Origin of the sequence: Chitinivorax sp. B, from assembly GCF_005503445.1 — a bacterium.
GTDB lineage: Bacteria > Pseudomonadota > Gammaproteobacteria > Burkholderiales > SCOH01 > Chitinivorax.
Genome location: NZ_SCOH01000005.1, coordinates 112,471 through 133,518 on the forward strand (window position 1 = coordinate 112,471; position 21,048 = coordinate 133,518).

The window sequence follows — 21,048 nt, forward strand, 5'->3', positions numbered from 1 at the left end:
CATCAAACAGAATGGAAGCAACCAGTTGGGTCGCGTTGATTCTGTATAGCATCCATTCACCCGCTGCGTTCTGATACAACATCATACTGCCCGATGTTGCCTGATTTGGGTGGTTGGACGAGTCATACTTAACGACTTGGCCATTGCATCACAAACCCGCTTACCAGCAGTCATTATGGAAATGATATTTTTAAAATACAAACCCATAAAGAAATAACCATAACATAATGATTATTATTAAAATAATTTAAAAATAGATAACCACCAAGATCACTTCCAAGAAAGGTTAAGTATTATTACCAATAAAATTTAATGGAACTAATCAATCAATAATCAATCTACTTCCATACCTTTAATTTTTCAAAAAAATAGTCATGGGAATATTGAAATAGAAAATCACTTGATACACCACCTCTTGGTGATTCGGAAAATTTCAGGTGTCCAGCCTGTCAACAACACCATGAGAATGGCTGACAAAATTCAGCAAATGGGCTGAAGCGCGGTGGCACATAGCAGCATCAAGATTCTTGCCAGCTACGCTAAACACCGCATGGCACTGCCAAAATGCTTAGCCAACTTGCAACGAATCCGTTGTGACTCGTCTAACATCTCATTCATTCTACAATCCACGCGCCCTATCGCCATGGGGATGCGCCTTAGAGAACGAAAGTCATAAATCATCATGCAAAAACCTTCCCTTCTCATCTTATCCATGCTGATGACACTTGCCGCCTGCGGTGGAGATGGTAACAACAGCCATCCCATTCCTAGCTGGCCTAATGCAACCGACTCAGTCAATCGCACCTATAACCTCACCTGGCAGAAAGAAATCAAGATCCGGACATCCAACAGCCGCCATTCCATTCAGCAATTGAATCGATACATGGTTGAGGTGTCTGGGGATGACAACATGATCGACTTTGCCAAGTCACAGACTGTCCGTAAATTGGAAGTCACCGGTCACCGTAACAAGATTGAAATTGATCGTGATGCACAAATCGACGAGCTGATCATCAGCGGCAATGACAACGCATTCCGTCTGCAACCTGGCATGAGCATCCGAAAACTGATCGTGACTGGTAACAACGCCACCATCTGGATTCCATCAGGTTATGCATTGACGCGCAGTGAGGGTAATGGAGGGAATCTGGTCATTGCTACGTTTGCCCCCTGACAATACAGGCACCAGAAAAAAATGCGGCGATAACTCGCCGCACATTGTCTAACATGCCACCACTCAGTAATCCACCAGCACGTTAAAACCACCGTAGGCCATCCGTTTGCAATCAAACGCATGATTGTTGGGATCCATCATGTCTTTCATTCTTGGATCAGCCATTACTGCCTTGTTGACTTCATCACGATGTGCCTTGGATTTGTATATGATCCAGGCAAAGATCACGACTTCCTCATCAGTCGCACCGGATGACTGGGTAAACGGCACCATATCCTTCACTTGCAGCTCATCTCCAACACATTCGACATACGCCAATGCGCCATGCGCTTTCCAGATATCACCACAACGCATTGCCATTTGCCGATATGTATCCAAATTGCTCCGAGGAACTGGAAGAAGAAACCCATCTACGTATTTATCCATGCCATGCTCCTTTGTGAATCAGGCTATCGATGTGTACCCACGCCAAGTCTTTAGATACCGAACAGGTCGGCACTGCCTGGATGCCAGGATTGATCAATCAGAACTTTACAGGTTGGTGAGCAATCCTTCCCCCATCACCCAACCCGAACGTCACACCAGACCTGTACTGAATGCGAGTTTGACCCCTTTTGCATGCCATGGGTTCACCCTGTCGGCCTGCACTTGCCCACATAGCGTGCATTTCGCCAAATCTGCACACGGTACGTGCTAACCGTCTCGTCGTACGCCACCCAACGTTCGCAGTACCGGCCGACCGACTCGTACGGAATCTGGTAATGCCATCATTGCCTGCAAGGCATCGGCCCGGTTGGCATAAGCCCCATAATAGACCACATAACTTGGGCGCCCCTGCAAGGTGGCCTGCAACACATAAAGCTGACGCAGATCCAGTTGTCGTGACAAATGCATCAACGTGCTGCGCAATTGATCGGATGAGCTGTTGACCATGCTCATCAGTTGAATAGTAAAAAAATCCGGGGGTGTATTCAGTATCCAGTCAGTTGCAGCCTGCAGGGGAACATCCAGCGTATGGGGGGCGACGGCCGTTTTAGGTACAGGTGATGTCGTTGCAACAGCCTCAACTGGCGAAGTCAATTGCACAGGCGCACTGCCCGAAGCCGGCATGACACTTGATCCAGCCTGGAGCCCCAAGCCCAGCGACACCCCCAAAGTCAGGCTGCCACCAATCCAGACAATCCGCCCCCAGGGCAATATTACCGCTCTAAATCCACTGTCCCGAATCGCTTGACGAGCGTGCCGGACAGTAACCTGGAAACCGCCGTCCGCAAAGGCTGCCAACAATGCTTTGTCTGCCAGGATATTGATGCGACGTGTCAGGCCTTCTGACTCCTTGGCAATCAAGCGAATGGCTGCCGAAGCAAAATTGTCCGGCCCTTTGTAACCTGCCGCCCGCATGCGGAATTGCAGATAATCTGCTACATCTTTGCGAGCCAACGGAGCTAGTTGAAAGTGATGGACAATACGCTCACGCAATTGGCGCATGCCAGGCAACGCAAGGTTCTGCTCCAATTCCGGCTGACCAAACAACACCATCTGCAACAGCTTGTGATGGCCATTTTCCAGATTGGACAACAATCGAACACGTTCCAGGCTCTCTGGCGGCATCGCATGGGCTTCATCAACCAGCACCACTACCTGCCTGTTGGCCGAGTACTTGTCGATCAGGCAAGCCTGTAGATTTTTCATGGCCTGTATCGGCCGTGTCGTATCCCATGGCAGTTTCAGCTCATCGGCGATAGCAAACAGAATGTCATCAGGTGAAATAGCTGGGTTAGACAAATAGACCAGATCGACACTACCCGGTAGGCGGTCGATCAGCATCTGGCACAGCATGGTCTTGCCGCTGCCAACCTCGCCCACCACCTTGACAATGCCTTCACCACTGGTCACGGCATAAAGCAACGCCTCCAGCGTCGCACCACGTTGAGCCCCGTCATAAAAGAAATCGGGATGCGACGTCAACTTGAACGGCGGCTCGGTCAAGCCGAAGTGGGACAGATACATGTGGCCTCCTCTTGCTCAGCATGTAAACCAACTATGGGCCGCCTGCCGTATTATCCCGCGCCACCCGATACACGCTTATCCTCATTACTCAGCCTACCGTACAACGTGGTTCGGTTGATCCCCAGCAACTTTGCTGCCTGGCTGACATTGCCACCGGCCAGCTTCATGGCTGCATCGATATAGCAGCGTTCCCACTCCTTCAGCATTTTGTCCAAATGAAAATCCGGATGGCGCTGTAATTCCTTCATGGCTTGCTGTAGCTGACTGGACAGCACCTGCGCATGTGAACCGGAAACAGGTTGAGGATCAGGTGGCGGCGATGTCAGTTCGAATTCCGGCAACAGTTCTGCTTGATTTAACGTTCTGCCGGGATAGCGGGCAATCAATCGAATAACGATGTTACGCAATTCCCGCACATTACCTGGGAAGGAATAATCCAGCCACGCCTGCTTGCATTCGTCCGATAATTCAAAAGGTGGCATCCCAGCCTGCTCGGCATATCGCTCTCGGAAATGGGCCATCAACAATAGTTTGTCTGGCCCCAGTGTTCGCAAGGTTGGCATTTCAATGGTAAACACGCTCAAGCGGTGGTAAAGATCCACCCGAAACCGCCCATGACGCGATTCCTCGCGTAAGTCGCGATTGGTCGCCGCCAGAACGCGTGCTCGGTTGAATCGAGGCTGCGTCTCGCCTACCCGTTGAAAATCTCCAGTCTCCAACACACGCAACAATTTGGCTTGCAGCTCCATCGGCAATTCGCCGATTTCGTCCAGAAACAACGTACCCTCGCCCGCCCCCTCAAAAAAACCGGCCTTGCCACCGATAGCCCCCGTAAAAGCCCCTTTACTATGACCAAACAAGGCTGCCTCAACCAAGCTGGGGGCAATGGCAGCACAGTTGAATACCAGATAAGGCCGATCTGCATGTGTCCCCTGATCATGCAGACTACGCGCCACCAGCTCCTTGCCCGTGCCTGATTCGCCGACAACCAGCACCGGGAACGGCGCCGACGCATATTGTCTGATTTGCATCCGCAACTTGCGAATGGGCGAGCTATCGCCAATCAGCCCTCCCTCAACCGATGTCTGTTCTGTCGCCTGCTCCCACTGCAGTAGATTGCAACCGCGTTGTAAAGCCGCTTCGATCAGATCCGGCGCGCACGGTTTGGCAACAAATTCAATCGCCCCCAGAACACGCGCATGACGGGCATGGGCTTCATCATTTTGGCCTGAGAGGACAACAATTTTCATCTCCGGCGCAAAGGCAAGCAATTCTGTTATCAGACGATAGCCTTCCGTCGGTGAATGTGGATCAGGCGGCAATCCCAAGTCCACCAGTGCCAATGCGGGTGGAACTGGCATAGCGCGGACAGCGGCCATAGCCGATTCCACGGTGTTGGCCACGGTAACATCAAATCGTCGCCGTAATACAAATTGTAGTGACTCCGCAATCAATGGATCATCATCCACCAACAGTACAGCCCGATGTGGTAATACTACTGTGCCTGCCTTAGCCAATCCTCCACTCCCTGCTGGATACAAGCATATTCCGCATCAATTGACGCGCTGACAGATGGGAACCAATACCGATGGTGCAGTCCAATCCACGATAAACACACCATGACACCTTGCATACACAAACTCAGTATAGGTAGTGGAAAAATAGAACCAACCATGGCCCCGTATTGAACAAACCTATCGGTCGTCAGGCTTGGTTCATCAAACATTGCTGAAAATGGATACCCGGAAAAATGTAACTGCTTGAATTGGCCGGCGTGTCATTGGCTTCACTTTTGGCATTCAGGAACACCAGCATGCGTTGACAGATGCAGCTTGTGTTAAATAGACATGATTGGAATGCAATCTTGATTACAGCCATGCCAGCCAAGTATCCATAATGGAAATGGCATGTCATATGACACCGAAGAAATAGAGTTAACACTCAAATTATTGTTGCATTAATACAACGAATTTCAAGTATTGTTGTGTATCAATATTGCAATGCGACATACTTACTTTAAAATCATGGAATTTTGATTGGGTTCAGTTGTGTCCGCCGAAAATCTGGTCGAACTCGACCATGTCACATTTGCCTACGACAAGCGCCGTGTCATCTTGCGTGACATCAGCCTGCGCATTCCGAAAGGCAAGGTTGTAGCCATCATGGGCGGATCGGGATGCGGCAAGACCACCATCCTTCGCCTGATTGGTGGCCAGATCAAACCCAGCAAAGGCAACGTCAAGGTTGCCGATCAGGTGGTGCATGAGCTACCTGAAGACGGTCTTTACCAGTTGCGCCGCAAAATGGGCATGTTGTTCCAGTTTGGCGCACTGTTCACCGATATGTCCGTTTTTGACAATGTCGCCTTTCAGATGCGCGAGCATACCGATTTGCCAGAAGAACTGATCCGCGATCTGGTATTAATGAAACTGCATGCAGTTGGATTACGTGGTGCACACAAGCTCAAGCCATCTGAATTGTCCGGCGGGATGGCTCGCCGTGTTGCGTTGGCCCGAGCCATTGCGCTTGACCCTATGCTGATGATGTATGACGAACCATTTGCCGGCCTTGACCCCATTTCACTTGGGGTGGTTGGTCAGTTGATTCGCAAATTGAATGATGCGCTGGGTGCCACGTCTATTCTGGTGACGCATGATGTGCAGGAATCATTGCAGATTGTCGATTACGTTTACTTCGTATCAGAAGGTACGATTGTTGCCGAAGGCACCGCACAGGAAATCCGTGCCTCCAAAATGGATTTCGTCAAACAGTTCGTCAACGGCGAACCGGATGGCCCGGTTCCGTTCCACTACCCCGCGCCTGATTACAGTGCCGATCTACTAGAGGGGGTGAAACGTGCTTGATCAGATTGCAGCTGGTTTTCGATTGGTAGGTCGTAAAGTCATCAATGGAATATGGCGACTAGGTTTTATCACCCGCTTCCTGTTTGCCATTCTGATGTACTCAGGTACCAGTTTCCGCCGTTTTGGCCTGACCATTCGGGAAATCTACTTCGCTGGTGTCCTGAGTCTGATCATCATTCTGATCTCGGGATTGTTCGTTGGCATGGTACTGGGTCTGCAGGGTTACGACACACTGCAACGCTATGGCTCATCAGATGCGCTCGGTGTCCTGGTTGCCCTGTCGTTGACGCGCGAACTGGGCCCGGTAATTGCGGCGCTGCTGTTTGCAAGCCGTGCGGGCAGTGCAATGACTGCAGAGATCGGCCTAATGAAAACCACCGAGCAGCTTGCGGCCATGGAAATGATGGCCGTCAACCCGATTGCACGAGTGGTCGCACCACGCTTCTGGGCCGGTGTGCTATCCATGCCATTGCTTGCCGCCATGTTCTCGGCGATGGGCGTACTGGGTGGTTATCTGGTCGGTGTCCGCTTGATTGGTGTTGACGATGGTGCGTTCTGGTCTCAGATGCAATCAGCAGTCGATTTCCGCTTCGACATTGTCAACGGCATCATCAAAAGTGTGGTGTTCGGCATTGCCATCACCCTGATTTCAGTGTTTGAAGGTTACGATGCACCGCCAACCGCGGAGGGCGTCTCTGGCGCCACCACCCGTACCGTGGTGACGTCTTCGCTGGTGATCCTGGCGCTGGATTTCGTGCTCACCGCGTTCATGTTCAAAGGGATTTAAATGAACCGTACTACCATCGACCTATGGGTCGGCATATTCGTCACACTAGGCATTGCCGCAGTGATCTTTCTCGCACTCAAGGTAGGGAATCTGAGCACCTCTTTCAACAGTGAACAGACCTATACCATTACCGCTAATTTCGACAACATCGGCGGACTGAAGGCACGCGCCCCAGTACGGAGTGCCGGTGTAGTAGTGGGCCGCGTGACCAGTGTACAGTTCGACACCAAACAATATGTTGCAGTCGTCACCATGAATATCGACGAACGTTATCCTTTCTCCAAAGACACATCAGCAGCCATCTTGACCTCCGGTCTGCTTGGGGAACAATACATTGGCCTGAAAACAGGTGGCGATGAGGACAATCTGAAAAATGGCGACCGCCTCACCATTACGCAATCCGCTGTTGTATTGGAAGACCTGATTGGACGATTCCTGTTCAGCTCGGCAGAAAAGTCTGCCAGTCAACCCGCAGCCAGCAATCCCCCTGCTGCAACGGCGACCGAATAATCCGTCGTTAATAACGATAAGACAACAAATGCTGGAGTCGACATGAAAAAGTTAATCAGTTTATGCGTACTTGGCTTGGCTTTGCTAGCTGGTAGTGTACGTGCGAACGATGCAGAAACCTTGGTTCGCAATACCTCCAATGATGTATTGGAGATGATGAAAAAGGAAAAGAACGACAAGAAACTGCGCGAACAGATTGAACAACGCGTTCTACCCTATTTCGATTTTTCGCGCATGACCGGCCTGGCAGTGGGTTTGCCCTGGCGCAGTGCCAGTGATCAGCAAAAATCTCAGTTGACTGATGAATTCAAGACCTTGCTGATTCGTACTTATTCATCCACGCTGACTTCTTATAAAGTACAAGCCATCGAAGTCAAACCCGTTAGAGCCGATGCCAATGCTAATGATGTCACCGTCCTGACTGATGTATCAGTATCGGGGCAACAACCTGTCGCCATCAATTACAAGTTGCGCAAGGTCGAACAGAATTGGCGCGTCTATGATGTCGTGGTCGGTGGGGTCAGTCTGGTCACCAATTATCGTGGCAGCTTTGGCGACACCATCAAGCAAAGCGGTATCGACGGCTTGGTCAAGTCGCTGAAAGACAAGAACACTGCCAACGCCGGCAAGTGACAGGATCATTATGCGCATTCCCTTATCAGGTAGCCTGACTTACCGTGAAGCAGTTGACGTGCTGGATCGCATTGCCGCACAGTTGACCGCACCAGAAACCATTCTGGACATGAGCGGTGTTGACGATGTCGATTCCAGTGCCGTTGCACTGCTATTGGCGTGGGCACGTCGAGCCAGAGAACAATCGATTTCCATTCGATGCGAACAGGCGCCGGACAACGTATTGTCGCTGGCCGCTCTGTATGGGGCCGATGGTCTGCTCGCACTCTCTGGCAGACAAACCAGCTGAGCAAGTGGGCGCGGAGTGATTGGCTGCGCCCACCAGTCCTGGCACTTAGGTTAACGACAACAATTTATCCTCACTCGACAACCGAGACGTGACCTGCAGAAAAGCAAAGAAAACAGCACCTACTTGTCAGCACATGACCGTCTGATGTTATACCTCGCGCCCTTGCGTGTTCAGCAGTCAAGGCTTGTCGAGGCCCTTAAACTTGGCATTTCCATTCGCCGGACGAATAATGACATTACGCCCCGGCCGTTTCAGGTACGAACATGCGTTATCCCTTTATGTTGTTGTTCAGCGTCCTTGTTCTGGTATTGACGGGCTGTGCCAGTGCTCCTGACAAACGCGATCCACTGGAGCCGTTCAACCGCAAGGTGTACTCGTTTAATGAGCATGCCGATCGCATGGTTGTCAAACCCGTTGCAGAAACCTACACCACGGTCATTCCCAGTCCGGTTAGAACAGGCATACACAACTTCCTTGGCAACCTGAAGGAAGTTACCTACTTTATCAACAACATGCTGCAAGGTAAGGTAGAAGGTGCGTTGATCAGCATGGGCCGCTTTACCTTCAACTCAACACTGGGGCTGGGTGGCCTGATCGATATCATGACCCCGGGTGGCTTCCCCGTACAACCTGAAGACTTCGGCCAAACGCTGGGTAAATGGGGTGTTGGAACCGGTCCCTATGTAATGCTGCCCTTACTTGGGCCATCCACAGTACGTGATGCCAGTGGCTTGTTAGTCGATACCGCCACCCATATCAATGCCCCTGCCCGTGAACCAGCTGCACGTTATGGCATTGTTGGCTTGAACATTGTCGATAAGCGTGTAGAACTACTGGGCGCAAGCAATTTATTGGATTCCGCGGCACTGGATCCATATGTGTTCCTGCGTGATGCCTATCTGCAAAAACGGTTGGCTGAAATCTATGACGGGAACCCGCCAGTAACGATCGACCCTGAAGATCCGTTTGCAGATGAAAACAAAACGGAAGACAAGCCAACAACAAGCGAGCCAACAACCTCAGTCACACCGATGCCGGTAGGTAGCTGATACATCATCACCAGATACACTACCAGTTGAACCACCGGCAGCAGAAACACCTGCCAATCCACAACAATAAGTAGCAATAAACCAGCTTGGGCACACGCCCTGGCTGGTGTCATGCAATCAAGTCTGACCCATACACAGCGTTACTGCGCTGGGTCGATTTCTTCAGTTGGCAAAAAAGAAAGGGAGCGTTGCGCGGCCCCCACGACCGACACAACCTCCCGACGACAACGCATCTGCTGCGTTATTGGTTTGAATGTTAACCTGAATCGGCCCACATTCGAACAAGCCCAAATCACCAAGCCATGGCACTTGGCAGCATTTGATCTTGTCTTTGTTATCCAGTTTGACAGCCTGACTGGGGTTCAATTGACAATCTTATGAATCACAGATTGTCTTGTTCGATACCACTGCGCTGGTTCAACACTTTGCTTCCAGCACAATTCAAATTCATCCACATCGTGGCTTATGCTGCCAAACGTGCGTTGTGGCCCAGTTCCGGTTGTTCACGCAACCAAGCATAGGCTGCATCCACCGTTGGAAAACGGCTACGCTTTGCCACCACATCCAGATGGCTACCGCGTTCACGCAATACTTCAGCACGCAATACGCTACCCAGCGAATACACGCGGCCGATATAGTTTCCCCCGAGGGCCGGGGCTTCAAGGACGATCAGATTGTTTTCCATAGCAGTTCCCCTGGTTGAGGTAATTTGAGAGACATTGCATTTTGTGCAATGCACAAATATTACTGCGATCCCTACTTAACAATCCATGCGGACAAACCCTGAAACCCTGTCTAGGCTTAGAACTCTAGTAAAATCAACTTCATACATCAGATAATTCTAATTTTGCTCCGCAACATCATCAGCCCATAAAAAATGCCCTGACAAGCAGGGCATTTTGTCATCCATATCGGGGCAAGCAAGATTCTTGCTGTTCAGGCAGATAGCCCGGTCACCACTATTTCTTACAATGACGGCAGCAGGCCATTTGGCAAGAAGCGGTCATAGCCACCTTGCTGAATCAACAACTTGGCACGTTCAATATCTGGCGCAAAATAACGATCCTTGTCATAGAACGATACGCGTGCGCGCAACAGTGCCTTTGCCTGCTCCAATTCAACGGAGGTTTTCAAGGGTGCACGGAAATCGATACCTTGGCATGCAGCCAACAGCTCCACCGCCAGAATACCTGCGGTGTTATCCGCCATATCATGCAGGCGGCGTGCTGCAAAAGTAGCCATCGACACATGATCTTCCTGATTGGCAGAAGTCGGCAGACTATCGACTGAAGCAGGATGTGCAAGTGTCTTGTTTTCGGATGCCAATGCAGCAGAGGTCACTTGAGCGATCATAAACCCGGAGTTCACCCCGCCGTTGTCCACCAGGAACGGTGGCAAACCAGATAGCTTGGAGTCAATCAACAGTGCCATGCGGCGCTCAGACAGCGAGCCGATTTCCGCAATCGCCAATGCCAGATTATCTGCGGCAAACGCGACCGGCTCCGCGTGGAAATTGCCACCGGAAATGATGTCGTTATCTTCTGCAAATACCAGTGGGTTATCTGATACTGCATTGGCTTCGGTCAACAAAATCTCGGCCGAGTTACGGATCTGCGTCAGGCAAGCGCCCATTACCTGCGGTTGACAACGCAAGCTATAAGGATCTTGTACCTTGCCACAATTTTCATGGGAATGTTCAATTTCAGAATGATCCAGCAGATGACGATACGCCCCCGCTACATCAATTTGGCCGGCATGGCCGCGCACTTGGTGGATACGATCATCAAATGGGCGACGCGAACCTTGAGCAGCCTCCACTGACAATGCCCCTGTCACCACGCCTGCAGCAAACAGATCTTCAGCAGCGAACAAACCTTCCAATGCAAAGGCAGTACTGGCTTGGGTACCGTTCAACAAAGCCAGGCCTTCCTTCGGCGCCAGGGTAATTGGCTCCAACCCGGCCAGCTTCATGCCTGCCGCACCGGACAAGCGCTCCCCATGGAAAGTGACTTCGCCTTCACCAATCAACACACACGCCATATGCGCCAGTGGTGCCAGATCGCCCGATGCGCCCACCGACCCTTTTTGCGGCACAACAGGATATACCTGTGCATTGACCAATTTGATCAACGCCTCGATTACTTCACGACGAATGCCCGAAAAGCCGCGTGCCAGCGAATTGATCTTCAGCACCAGCATCAAACGTACAGTCTCATCACGCATACGCCCACCCACACCAGCAGCGTGAGACAGCACGATGGAGCGCTGCAACAGCTCCAGTTCTTCAGTGGCAATACGGGTATTGGCCAGCAGACCAAAGCCCGTATTGATGCCGTAGACTACCCGCCCCTCAGACAGAACACGCGATACAGTCGCTGCAGATTCTTCGATGGCAGGGAAGGCTGCCGGGTCCAGCGTGAATGTGGCTGGGGCACGCCAGATTTGGCGCAGTTCGCTCAAGGTCAGCTGACCTGGTTTCAACAGAAATGCAGTCATTACAGTCTCATCCGATCAAACGGGCAAAGGTTGCCCGATATACTCATTCTTGGTGCATCCAGCTGTTTCTGATTGCAGCGGTAGATAACCTTTACCAATACAACATCCAGAATCAACCTGATCAACACCACAATGCCGGTTGAACGTTCAACCGGCATACCGCTTAGTGATCAATCACAGCATGGGCAGATCCAGGCCATTTTCACGTGCACATGTCTGTGCGATGTCGTAACCAGCATCCGCATGGCGCATTACACCCGTACCAGGATCGTTGCGCAGCACGCGGCCAACGCGCTTGGCTGCGGCATCCGAGCCATCACACACGATCACCACCCCGGAGTGCTGGCTGAAGCCCATTCCCACACCGCCACCATGGTGCAGCGATACCCAGGTCGCCCCGCCGGCTGTATTCAGCAATGCGTTCAACAAAGGCCAGTCGGATACTGCATCCGAGCCATCTTTCATGGCTTCAGTTTCACGGTTAGGGCTGGCCACCGAACCAGAATCCAAATGGTCACGACCAATCACGATAGGCGCTTTCAGTTCGCCTTTGGCAACCATTTCATTGAATGCCTGGCCAAGGCGGGCACGATCCTTCAAGCCCACCCAACAAATACGTGCAGGCAACCCCTGGAAGGCGATCCGTTCACGGGCCATATCCAGCCAATTGTGCAAATGCTTATCGTGCGGAATCAGCTCTTTGACCTTCTGATCGGTCTTATAGATATCTTCCGGGTCACCCGACAACGCCACCCAACGGAATGGGCCTACGCCTTCGCAGAATAACGGGCGGATATATGCAGGAACAAAACCTGGGAAATCAAAGGCATTCTGTACGCCCTCTTCCAATGCCATCTGGCGGATGTTGTTACCATAATCCAATGTGGCAGCACCACGCTTTTGCAAGTCCAACATGGCACGCACCTGTACTGCCATGGAGGCCTTCGCAGCCTTGATCACTGCCTGCGGCTCACTCTGGCGACGCGCCTTCCATTGCTCCACCGTCCAGCCCTGGGGCAGATAGCCATTCAATGGGTCATGCGCACTGGTTTGGTCAGTCACCACATCTGGCGTGATGCCACGGGCAACCAACTCGGCAAACACATCTGCTGCATTACCCAACAAACCAACAGAAATCGCCTTGCCGCTGGCATTGGCTTCATTGATGATGGCCAGCGCTTCATCCAGCGTCTTGGCCTTGAAATCGACATAACGGGTACGCAGACGGAAATCGATTCGGGTTTCGTCACACTCCACCGTCAGCACGTTGAAACCAGCCATGACACCTGCCAGCGGTTGTGCCCCACCCATGCCGCCCAGGCCACCGGTCAGAATCCATTTACCTTTGGCATTGTCATTGAAATGTTGCTTGGCCACGGCAGCAAAGGTTTCATATGTACCCTGCACAATGCCCTGTGTGCCGATATAAATCCACGAACCGGCCGTCATCTGGCCGTACATCATCAAGCCTTTTTTATCCAGCTCGTTGAAGTGATCCCAACTCGCCCAGTGTGGCACCAAGTTGGAATTGGCCAACAGCACACGTGGTGCATCGGCATGGGTCTGGAATACGCCAACCGGCTTGCCGGACTGGATCAACAGCGTCTGGTCATCTTCCAGGCGCTTCAAAACTTCCAGAATCTTGTCATAGCATTCCCATGAGCGGGCAGCACGGCCAATCCCACCGTACACCACCAGATCTTCCGGGCGTTCCGCCACATCCGGGTCAAGGTTGTTCTGGATCATGCGGTAAGCCGCTTCGGTCAGCCAGCTTTTGCAGGTGCGTTCGCTGCCACGTGGTGCACGAATGACGCGGGACGGATCATGTCGGTTCATGGGTTGTCTCCAAACAGAAAGTCGGGCCAGGCCCGTATTATTTGCTCAAACGATAGACCAGCCGCGCAGCCGTCTTGGCGGTGCGATGATCGATATCAAATTCAGGATTCAGTTCGGCCAGATCGGCCACGCGCAACTTGCCAGATGCCTTGACCATATCCACGATGGCTTCAACCACTTCAAGTGCCACACCACGCGCTGCAGGCGCCGATACACCGGGAGCCTGATATGCAGGTAATACGTCGATATCAATGGTCAGATAAATATGGTCAACCTTGGCGATGAATTGCTGTAGCTGTTGTAAGGTAGGCAGCAATTGGGCCACGCCCATGTCTTCATCCAGGCGGTAGCTCACGCCCAATTCATGGGCCCGGGCAAACAGGGCTTCGGTATTCGATGGTTCTGCCACACCAAAGCAAGCGTAATGAAATGGCCATCCATGTGCTTCACAGGATTCAGCAATCTGCCGGAACGGTGTACCGGAATTGGCTTCACGCGCCAAACGCAGGTCAAAATGCGCATCTAGATTGATGATGCCAATGTGCGGCACTTGGTGGTAATTACCCAGATAGCGGGCCAGACCACTGAATGTACCGAAGGCGATTTCATGACCACCGCCCAGCACGATCGGGAAATGTCCTTCGGCCAACAGGCTGTCCACCATGACCGCCAGCTCGGCTTGGGCAGCTTCCAGGTCGTTGCCTTCACAAACAACATCGCCCGCATCCAGTACCGTTTTATCGGCGCCATGCCATGCCAGATTCGCCAAGGCCTGGCGGATCACTTGGGGCCCCTTATGGGCACCTGGCCTGCCATGATTACGCTTCACCCCTGCATCGCAAGCAAAACCCAGTAAAGCGATTCCAACCCCATTGGCCGTTCGCTCACAGCGAACTTGCTGATGCCAGCGGCGGACATCCCCCACTTCCTCACTATCCAACCTGCCCTGCCAACGGGCAGGATCTGGTTTGCTCCACATTCGTCTTACCCTTCAAGCTTGGCGCCACGCCATACCCGGCAGCGCAACGGGTTCACACCCATCTGATAGGCCAATTCGGCCGGATGCTGAATATTCCACACACAAAAGCTGGCTTCCCGGCCAATTGACAGTTCACCCAAGCGGTCAGCACGCCCCAGTGCCTTTGCTGCATGTCGTGTTACGCCGGCAAAAGCTTGCTGCGGAGTCAGGCCAAACAGTACACACGCCATATTCATGGCCCAACGCAACGACGCAAATGGGCTGGTACCGGGGTTCAGATCAGTTGCCACCGCAATCGGGATATTGGCTGCCTGCAAGGCAGCGACAGGTGGTAACTGTTTTTCCCGTAAGAAATAGAAGGCTCCCGGCAGCAATACCGCTGTAGTTCCACTTTGGGCCAAGGCAACTATGCCCTTTTCGCTCAGGAACTCTACATGATCGACTGACCAAGCTTGATAGGCAGCGGCCAATGCAGAGCCATCCAGATCAGATAACTGCTCCATATGACCTTTTACCGCCAATCCATGCTGGCGGGCCACCGCAAATACCCGCTCTGTCTGGTCACGGGTAAAGCCGATGTGTTCACAGAACACGTCAACGGCATCCGCCAGCCCTGCTTCAGCAGCAGCGGGAATCATTTCTTCACAGATCAGGGTGACATAATCATCCGTGCGGCCGGCATATTCCGGTGGCACGGCATGTGCTGCCAGCAAGGTCGTCGATACTTCGACCTGCGCCAGATCACCCAGTCGGCGTGCCACTCGCAGCATCTTCAATTCATCGGCCAATGTCAGGCCATAACCGGACTTGATCTCGATACAGCCTACGCCTTCACTGGCCAACGCTTTTACCCGTGGCCAGCTGGCTTCGATCAATCCTGCTTCGTCCAGTGCTCGGGTCGCCCGGACCGTAGAAAGAATACCGCCACCTTGTTTGGCGATTTCAGCATAAGGGACGCCGCTCAGACGCATTTCCCATTCTTGCGCACGGCTTCCGCCATACACCGCATGGGTATGGCAATCAACCAGGGCAGGCGTTACCCATGCCCCCTTTACATCCACTTGATCCACAGGCAAGTCTGAATGATTCACCTCAACCATTGGCTGGATACAGGCCAAACGACCGTTTTGCACACCCAGCGCAACCAGTGTGGTATCGGTCATACCATCCACCCGAGTACCCCATTGTGGCGATGCCTGCGCATTCAACCAAACACGTTCACATGCCGAGAGAGAAGTTTGCATCTTTCAAATGTATAGTTTTGGCTTAATTTGTATATACATTAAACAGACAACTGCATCACGTCAAGCTTCTTGATAGTGATGCCAGCACCTGAAAGGACGGAATCACTGCCGAGTGGAATAGCAGGCTGACGTCAATGCCGACCTGCTGAAGTACACATAACATCAGCGTGTTAGCACAGACCTATCGCAGATTGTGTTCAGTGTGTATAGCAGTGTAGATGGCCAATTCAGATATGCACTGAATCAAGCAATGAAGGATAGGACGCGGAATGTGGCAACGAGTTGACGCCGTGCACAAAACGCGATGAAGTACTTCTGGATGAGACGCGCAAATGCAGACCGCACGTAGGCGGGACAAACTTGTACAACACCGTCAGAAGGCGTGTATCAACGACACTAAGTGGTGTAAGCCCTACCAGCACAAGGCTTATACATCGACATGAACCTGCGAACGGAGCTTATAACGGGTACCTGGATGGGTCAGGCGGGCAAAACTGACCAAACGATCAGCCGACCATGTACGACGATGCACCAACAGGCAGGGCTCGTTTGGTGAGATCTCCAGTAGGCGCTGAGTTTCCTCGTCCGGCATGATGGCTTCGACAATATGTTCGATATCCGAAAGGGGGCAGGCTTGTGTCAAATACTCATTGGGTGTGATATCGGCAAAGTCCTGCTCAAGATAGTTCGGTACCCAGCGCGGATTCAAATAACGGTCTTCCAACTGGATAGGAATGCCATTCTCCCGGTGCACGATCATCGAATGGTACACAGCGGTACCTACCCGTACCCCCAAACGCAGGGCAATCGTGTCATCCACTACCTCACTACGTAGCATCAACACGGTATTGTCATACTCATGGCCACGACGGCGGATTTCACCTGCAATGCTGCATACCGACAATAATGGCGATTCTGCACGGGTATCCGCCACATAAGTGCCATCACCCGCAAACCGCACCAGCATGCCATCACCTACCAGGTCGCGAATGGCCTTGTTCACGGTCATCCGACTGACGCCAAACTGCTCGGCCAGCTGTACCTCCGGTGGAATCTTGCTCCCCGGCTGGTAAGTCTGTTCGCGAATGCGCTGCAGCAAATAGGATTTGATGGCTTGATAACGGGGCTGTGTCATTGCAGTTATATTGTCTATACAAATCTGTCATTTATTGTACAGCATAATCTGTCATCCCACTTGTCACATGGTGTGTATGTGGTTTAAGCATCATCTGCAAAAGCCTCTTTACAAGCCAGTTAAGAGTAAATACTCTATTCATACTATCGATAGCCACCGCTTTGCTGAATTCCGAATATTTTTTGTAATGTTGGCAAAGCGACAAATGCACCAAGCAAATCAAAAGCCTGATACAGGCACGGCAAAAATAAAAACAGGGCAACGATGGCGGAGAAGGCACAGGTGTTGCAACCCATACCGGTCAATACACAAGTCGGCATGACGTGTTGTGACACAGGATGAGGACGAAACGGGTGCACTGGCATGAAAAAAATTCCCTTGCTTGTTCCTTCACTACCCTCGGCAGAGGAGCTACTCCCCTACTTGCGAGAAATCGACCAGCATCGCTGGTATACCAATTTCGGGCCACTCAATCAGCGTTTTGAACGACAACTCGCGGCATCCTTTCCGGAACAGCCAGGTGCAGCCATCACTACCGTCAGCGATTGCACCGCAGGGCTGGAGCTGGCCCTGCAAGGACTGGGTTTGGCATCCGGTGCCAAGGTGCTGTTACCAGGCCTGACATTTGTTGCATCCGCCACGGCCATCACACGTGCCGGTTTGACACCCGTCATTGCAGATGTGGATGCTGACAATTGGCTATTGACCCCAGCCATCGCGCGTCAATATCTGGAACATATCTCGATTGATGCAATCATGCCTGTCACCACGTTTGGGGCCGAACAGGATGTAATGAGCTGGGATGAGCTGAGTGAAGCAACCGGCATACCCGTGTTGATCGACGCAGCTGGGGCATATGGCAACCAACGACTCGGCCGGCACGTTACCTTGATATTCAGCCTACACGCCACCAAGGCCATGGGGATCGGTGAAGGCGGTTTTGTAATTGGCTGTAATTCGGACACGGTACAACAGGCTCGCCGTTTGAGTAATTTTGGCCTGAATCTGGAAACAGGCTTGGTGGAAACGGCCGGCACCAATGCCAAACTAAGCGAATACCACGCCGCCGTGGGATTGGCAGCCATGGATCGCTGGCAACATATACAACTGCAACGGCAAAAGTTACAACAAAATTATCTGGCGGCCCTGACCGAACGTGACCTACCCATTCGCTTTCAGCAGAAGGACTATACCAACGGTATCTATCCGACCTTTCCAATCCTGCTACCCACTGGTATGGATATGAAATCGACTCGGGCACAGCTTGCCGTACAAGGTATCGAGACACGACAATGGTACTGTCCTCCCATCCATCGGCACCCAGCCTTCGCGCAATTCCCCTTACCGCAACATCTACCCGTATGCGAGACAATCAGTCAGCGCTTATTGGGCTTGCCCTTTCACCTGTATTTGAGCGAGGATGATATTGAATTCGTCGCCGATACCCTGGCTGAATTACTCGCCGATGTGCCGGCAGACCATAACAAGAGCGCCATACTGGCAGCGTGACCACACATCGAGCAGGTCACTGCAGTCACTGACCGGAATCCAGACATCATGCACATCGCCGGGTCACGCATTTTCCTGCGCGCCGTTGAGCAGCGCGACTTACCTCAGCTGCATCGCTGGGCAAATGATCCGGTTATCTGGCAACAACTGGGTGGCTGGCATTTTCCTTATTCAGAAACCGATCAACATCACTGGTTCACCTCATTGTCGTCCCATTCCCCGAATCAGCGATGGTGTATCGACGACCTGGAGAGGGGGCTGATTGGCACGGCCAGCCTGACAGAAATCAACTGGAAAGACCGGAATGCCTTTGTTGGCCTGTTGATAGGTCAAACAGAACTGCGTGGCCAGGGATATGGTGAGGAAACCCTGCGCACCTTGATGCGGCACGCCTTTGACGAGCTGGGCCTGCATCGGTTGGAAAGTACCATCATTGAATACAATGCACCATCGCTCAAATTGTTCACAGACAAATGCGGCTGGCAGGTCGAAGGCCGGCAACGGCAGTGGTATTACCGCCAAGGCCAACGCTGGGACCGCATCTGGGTGGGCATTACAGCTGACGACTACCGACAGGCAGGTTGAACTTATGCATTTCGATCGCCCCATTGGCGGCTTTTTCGAGCTGGAACTGCCCGCCCCACAATCAGGTAATTTACTGGCTCACTGGCAAGCCGACGCACTCAACAGCCGATGGTACGCCAATGCACGCTCCGCGCTGGCCCATTTGTTGCGTCACAAACAATGCACACGAGTCTGGTTGCCCGCGTACCTGTGCGACGCCTTGGTGGACGCCATCCTCTATGCTGGTTGCCGGGTACAGTTTTATCCGGTAGACGAACAGTTGCATCCGGATAGCAATTGGCTGGTCAGTCGTATCAATACTGGTGATGCGGTGCTGGCCATCGACTATTTCGGCCGCTCCCCGAACTCACTGTTTAGGGGGCTGGTACAAAGCCGGCAAGATGTAATCTGGATTGAAGATCGGGCACAAGCTATCGACACGGGACAGCCTCCATGGGGCACATGGCAATTGTTCAGCCCACGCAAACTGCTGGGTGTGCCAGATGGTGGATTGCTGGTCGGGCCACAGCTGGCCGACTTACCCACACCACATGGTATACCCCCCATTCATGTCTCGGCATGGTTGCGGCGGGAAGATAGCCATGGTAGCCGCAACAGCGAATGGTATGGGCGTTTCAAGCAGGACGAAGCAGACATGGATATCGATTTGCGCCCCGCCAGCAAGCTGACTCAGCATCTGTTGGCCTGTACGCCTGCCCATACATTGATCCAGGCACGGCGACAAAACTACGCTCGTTATCAGGCTGCGTTACCCTATATGTCTTTTTTGGGTGAGACACGTGCCTTCGTTCCATTCGGGTTTGTCATCCGAACGCCACATGCCGATGCCCTGTGGCAGCACCTGATCGATCAACGCATCTTTGCACAACGGCATTGGCGTGAATTGAGTACAGCGGTAGAAGAATTCCCTGTCGCCCATCAATTGGCCGGGGAGCTGCTGACGCTACCTTGCGATCATCGGTTGAACAACGCAGACGTCGATCGGGTGATCGCTGCCATCCAGGTTTTCTTCGACGAATAAATGATGCAGCATCCCTATGCCAGTTCAGACTATGCATACTGCTTCAGCGAATGGGGGCAGCCAGTACCGTTAGGCAAGCAGACAACACTGTTAGCCAGATCGTTGCCCCACCATTCCGGTCACGATCTGACCGGCCTGTATCCGCGCTTACCCCTGTCCGAGATGCTGAACTGGCCATCGGAGTTTGAAGCACTGGCGGCACAGGGGTATGTCAGCCTTGCCTGGGTGAGCGATGTATTCTTCGCTCCGGATCCAGCGCAATTGTCGATCTTGCTGGATCGCCATTTCGCGTTCAAGACCCATTTCATCCACGATCGGCAGCAGCCATTTGCTTATGACCGCCATCACCGCTACGAAGTGAACAAGGCGCATCGACAGTGCCAATTTCGCGAAGTCGCACTGGCCGACATTCTGCCGGCATGGCAGACCCTTTATGCCGAGCTGGATACCAAGCATCAGCTCGAAGGATTCGCCAGATTCTCTCCGGCCCATTTTCAGCAACTGGCCCATCTACCATGGCTGCGTAGTTTTGGCGCCTTCCATGAAGATGAGCTGATTGCAGCGCAATTGTGGGTGATCGATGGTGACTATGCTTACTATCACCTCAGCGCGGCGTCATCTGTCGGTTATCGGCGTAGTGCCTCCTACGGTCTGCTGGATGTCGCACTACAGGCCTTACCCGTTCGTCAGCTGGATCTGGGTGCCGCTGCCGGACTCAATCCAGCACCTGACGATGGTCTGACAAGATTCAAACGCGGTTTCGCCAACAGAACCGCTGCCGCTTATTTTTGCGGCAAGATCTTGCACCAACCTACTTATGCCACACTCTGCAACGGGTTGGCTCCCACCTCATTCTTCCCGGCATATCGGCAATAAGCGGGGGTGCAAACATCTTCCTATAATGCAGTTGCACGCAGCCGTAACTAG

At 52.5% G+C, this 21,048-nt stretch carries 20 protein-coding genes; 11 read left to right on the forward strand and 9 right to left on the reverse strand.

Annotation, left to right across the window (positions count from 1 at the left end; all coding sequences use genetic code 11):
* Window positions 1–682 precede the first annotated feature (682 nt).
* Window positions 683–1,174, forward strand: a complete 492-nt coding sequence (locus FFS57_RS05065) for a hypothetical protein (RefSeq protein ID WP_137936674.1) — start codon at window positions 683–685, stop codon at window positions 1,172–1,174.
* A 63-nt stretch (window positions 1,175–1,237) separates the two neighbouring features.
* Here the strand turns inward: FFS57_RS05065 and FFS57_RS05070 are convergent, their stop codons facing one another.
* The 3 genes from FFS57_RS05070 to FFS57_RS05080 all read right to left on the reverse strand — a co-directional run bounded on the left by FFS57_RS05070 (window position 1,238) and on the right by FFS57_RS05080 (window position 4,701).
* The gene (locus tag FFS57_RS05070) at window positions 1,238–1,600 is read right to left on the reverse strand and encodes a DUF1428 domain-containing protein (RefSeq protein ID WP_137936675.1); all 363 of its coding nucleotides are present in this window, start codon (window positions 1,598–1,600) and stop codon (window positions 1,238–1,240) included.
* Between the two features lie 267 nt (window positions 1,601–1,867).
* Window positions 1,868–3,184, reverse strand: coding sequence for an AAA family ATPase (locus FFS57_RS05075; protein ID WP_137936676.1), 1,317 nt, complete (start codon window positions 3,182–3,184; stop codon window positions 1,868–1,870).
* Between the two features lie 50 nt (window positions 3,185–3,234).
* Window positions 3,235–4,701 (reverse strand): sigma-54-dependent transcriptional regulator, encoded by a 1,467-nt coding sequence (locus FFS57_RS05080; protein WP_137936677.1) that lies wholly within the window; start codon window positions 4,699–4,701, stop codon window positions 3,235–3,237.
* Window positions 4,702–5,232: 531 nt separating this feature from the next.
* On the opposite strand from FFS57_RS05080, the gene FFS57_RS05085 reads away from it, so the two are divergent.
* From FFS57_RS05085 to FFS57_RS05110, 6 genes are all read left to right on the forward strand, one after another.
* Entirely contained in the window at window positions 5,233–6,048 is an 816-nt protein-coding gene (locus FFS57_RS05085) for an ABC transporter ATP-binding protein (protein WP_137936747.1), read from the forward strand.
* Window positions 6,041–6,835, forward strand: coding sequence for a lipid asymmetry maintenance ABC transporter permease subunit MlaE (gene mlaE / locus FFS57_RS05090; RefSeq protein WP_137936678.1), 795 nt, complete (start codon window positions 6,041–6,043; stop codon window positions 6,833–6,835). The genes FFS57_RS05085 and mlaE overlap by 8 nt, the downstream gene beginning before the upstream one ends.
* Window positions 6,836–7,345, forward strand: coding sequence for an outer membrane lipid asymmetry maintenance protein MlaD (mlaD, locus tag FFS57_RS05095; RefSeq protein WP_137936679.1), 510 nt, complete (start codon window positions 6,836–6,838; stop codon window positions 7,343–7,345).
* Between the two features lie 42 nt (window positions 7,346–7,387).
* On the forward strand, window positions 7,388–7,978 hold the full coding sequence (locus FFS57_RS05100) for an MlaC/ttg2D family ABC transporter substrate-binding protein (RefSeq protein WP_137936680.1): 591 nt from the start codon (window positions 7,388–7,390) through the stop codon (window positions 7,976–7,978).
* 10 nt (window positions 7,979–7,988) lie between these two features.
* Window positions 7,989–8,267 (forward strand): STAS domain-containing protein, encoded by a 279-nt coding sequence (locus FFS57_RS05105; RefSeq protein ID WP_137936681.1) that lies wholly within the window; start codon window positions 7,989–7,991, stop codon window positions 8,265–8,267.
* A gap of 263 nt (window positions 8,268–8,530) precedes the next feature.
* Window positions 8,531–9,316, forward strand: a complete 786-nt coding sequence (locus tag FFS57_RS05110) for an MlaA family lipoprotein (RefSeq protein WP_137936682.1) — start codon at window positions 8,531–8,533, stop codon at window positions 9,314–9,316.
* 463 nt (window positions 9,317–9,779) lie between these two features.
* On the opposite strand, the gene FFS57_RS05115 is transcribed toward FFS57_RS05110, so the two are convergent.
* From FFS57_RS05115 to hutC, 6 genes are all read right to left on the reverse strand, one after another.
* Window positions 9,780–10,001, reverse strand: coding sequence for a hypothetical protein (locus FFS57_RS05115; protein WP_137936683.1), 222 nt, complete (start codon window positions 9,999–10,001; stop codon window positions 9,780–9,782).
* A gap of 281 nt (window positions 10,002–10,282) precedes the next feature.
* Window positions 10,283–11,812: a histidine ammonia-lyase gene (gene hutH, locus FFS57_RS05120; protein ID WP_137936684.1), complete on the reverse strand. Its 1,530-nt coding sequence runs from the start codon at window positions 11,810–11,812 to the stop codon at window positions 10,283–10,285.
* Between the two features lie 174 nt (window positions 11,813–11,986).
* On the reverse strand, window positions 11,987–13,648 hold the full coding sequence (gene hutU / locus FFS57_RS05125; protein ID WP_137936685.1) for a urocanate hydratase: 1,662 nt from the start codon (window positions 13,646–13,648) through the stop codon (window positions 11,987–11,989).
* Between the two features lie 37 nt (window positions 13,649–13,685).
* Window positions 13,686–14,627 carry a formimidoylglutamase gene (gene hutG / locus FFS57_RS05130; RefSeq protein ID WP_137936686.1) on the reverse strand — a complete coding sequence of 314 codons (942 nt, stop codon included), beginning with the start codon at window positions 14,625–14,627 and terminating at the stop codon, window positions 13,686–13,688.
* A 5-nt stretch (window positions 14,628–14,632) separates the two neighbouring features.
* Window positions 14,633–15,871 carry an imidazolonepropionase gene (hutI, locus tag FFS57_RS05135; protein WP_137936687.1) on the reverse strand — a complete coding sequence of 413 codons (1,239 nt, stop codon included), beginning with the start codon at window positions 15,869–15,871 and terminating at the stop codon, window positions 14,633–14,635.
* A 427-nt stretch (window positions 15,872–16,298) separates the two neighbouring features.
* Complete coding sequence (gene hutC / locus FFS57_RS05140; RefSeq protein WP_171013638.1) at window positions 16,299–17,006, reverse strand: histidine utilization transcriptional repressor HutC; 708 nt, start codon at window positions 17,004–17,006, stop codon at window positions 16,299–16,301.
* A gap of 363 nt (window positions 17,007–17,369) precedes the next feature.
* Between hutC and FFS57_RS05145 the strand changes: the two genes are divergently transcribed.
* From FFS57_RS05145 to FFS57_RS05160, 4 genes are read left to right on the forward strand one after another with little or no spacing between them, the layout of a single operon-like run.
* Entirely contained in the window at window positions 17,370–18,515 is a 1,146-nt protein-coding gene (locus FFS57_RS05145; protein ID WP_137936689.1) for a DegT/DnrJ/EryC1/StrS family aminotransferase, read from the forward strand.
* A 48-nt stretch (window positions 18,516–18,563) separates the two neighbouring features.
* Window positions 18,564–19,100, forward strand: coding sequence for a GNAT family N-acetyltransferase (locus FFS57_RS05150; protein ID WP_137936690.1), 537 nt, complete (start codon window positions 18,564–18,566; stop codon window positions 19,098–19,100).
* Window positions 19,101–19,104: 4 nt separating this feature from the next.
* Window positions 19,105–20,121: a DegT/DnrJ/EryC1/StrS family aminotransferase gene (locus tag FFS57_RS05155; RefSeq protein ID WP_137936691.1), complete on the forward strand. Its 1,017-nt coding sequence runs from the start codon at window positions 19,105–19,107 to the stop codon at window positions 20,119–20,121.
* Window positions 20,122–20,997: a GNAT family N-acetyltransferase gene (locus FFS57_RS05160; protein WP_137936692.1), complete on the forward strand. Its 876-nt coding sequence runs from the start codon at window positions 20,122–20,124 to the stop codon at window positions 20,995–20,997.
* The last annotated feature ends 51 nt before the right edge of the window (window positions 20,998–21,048 follow it).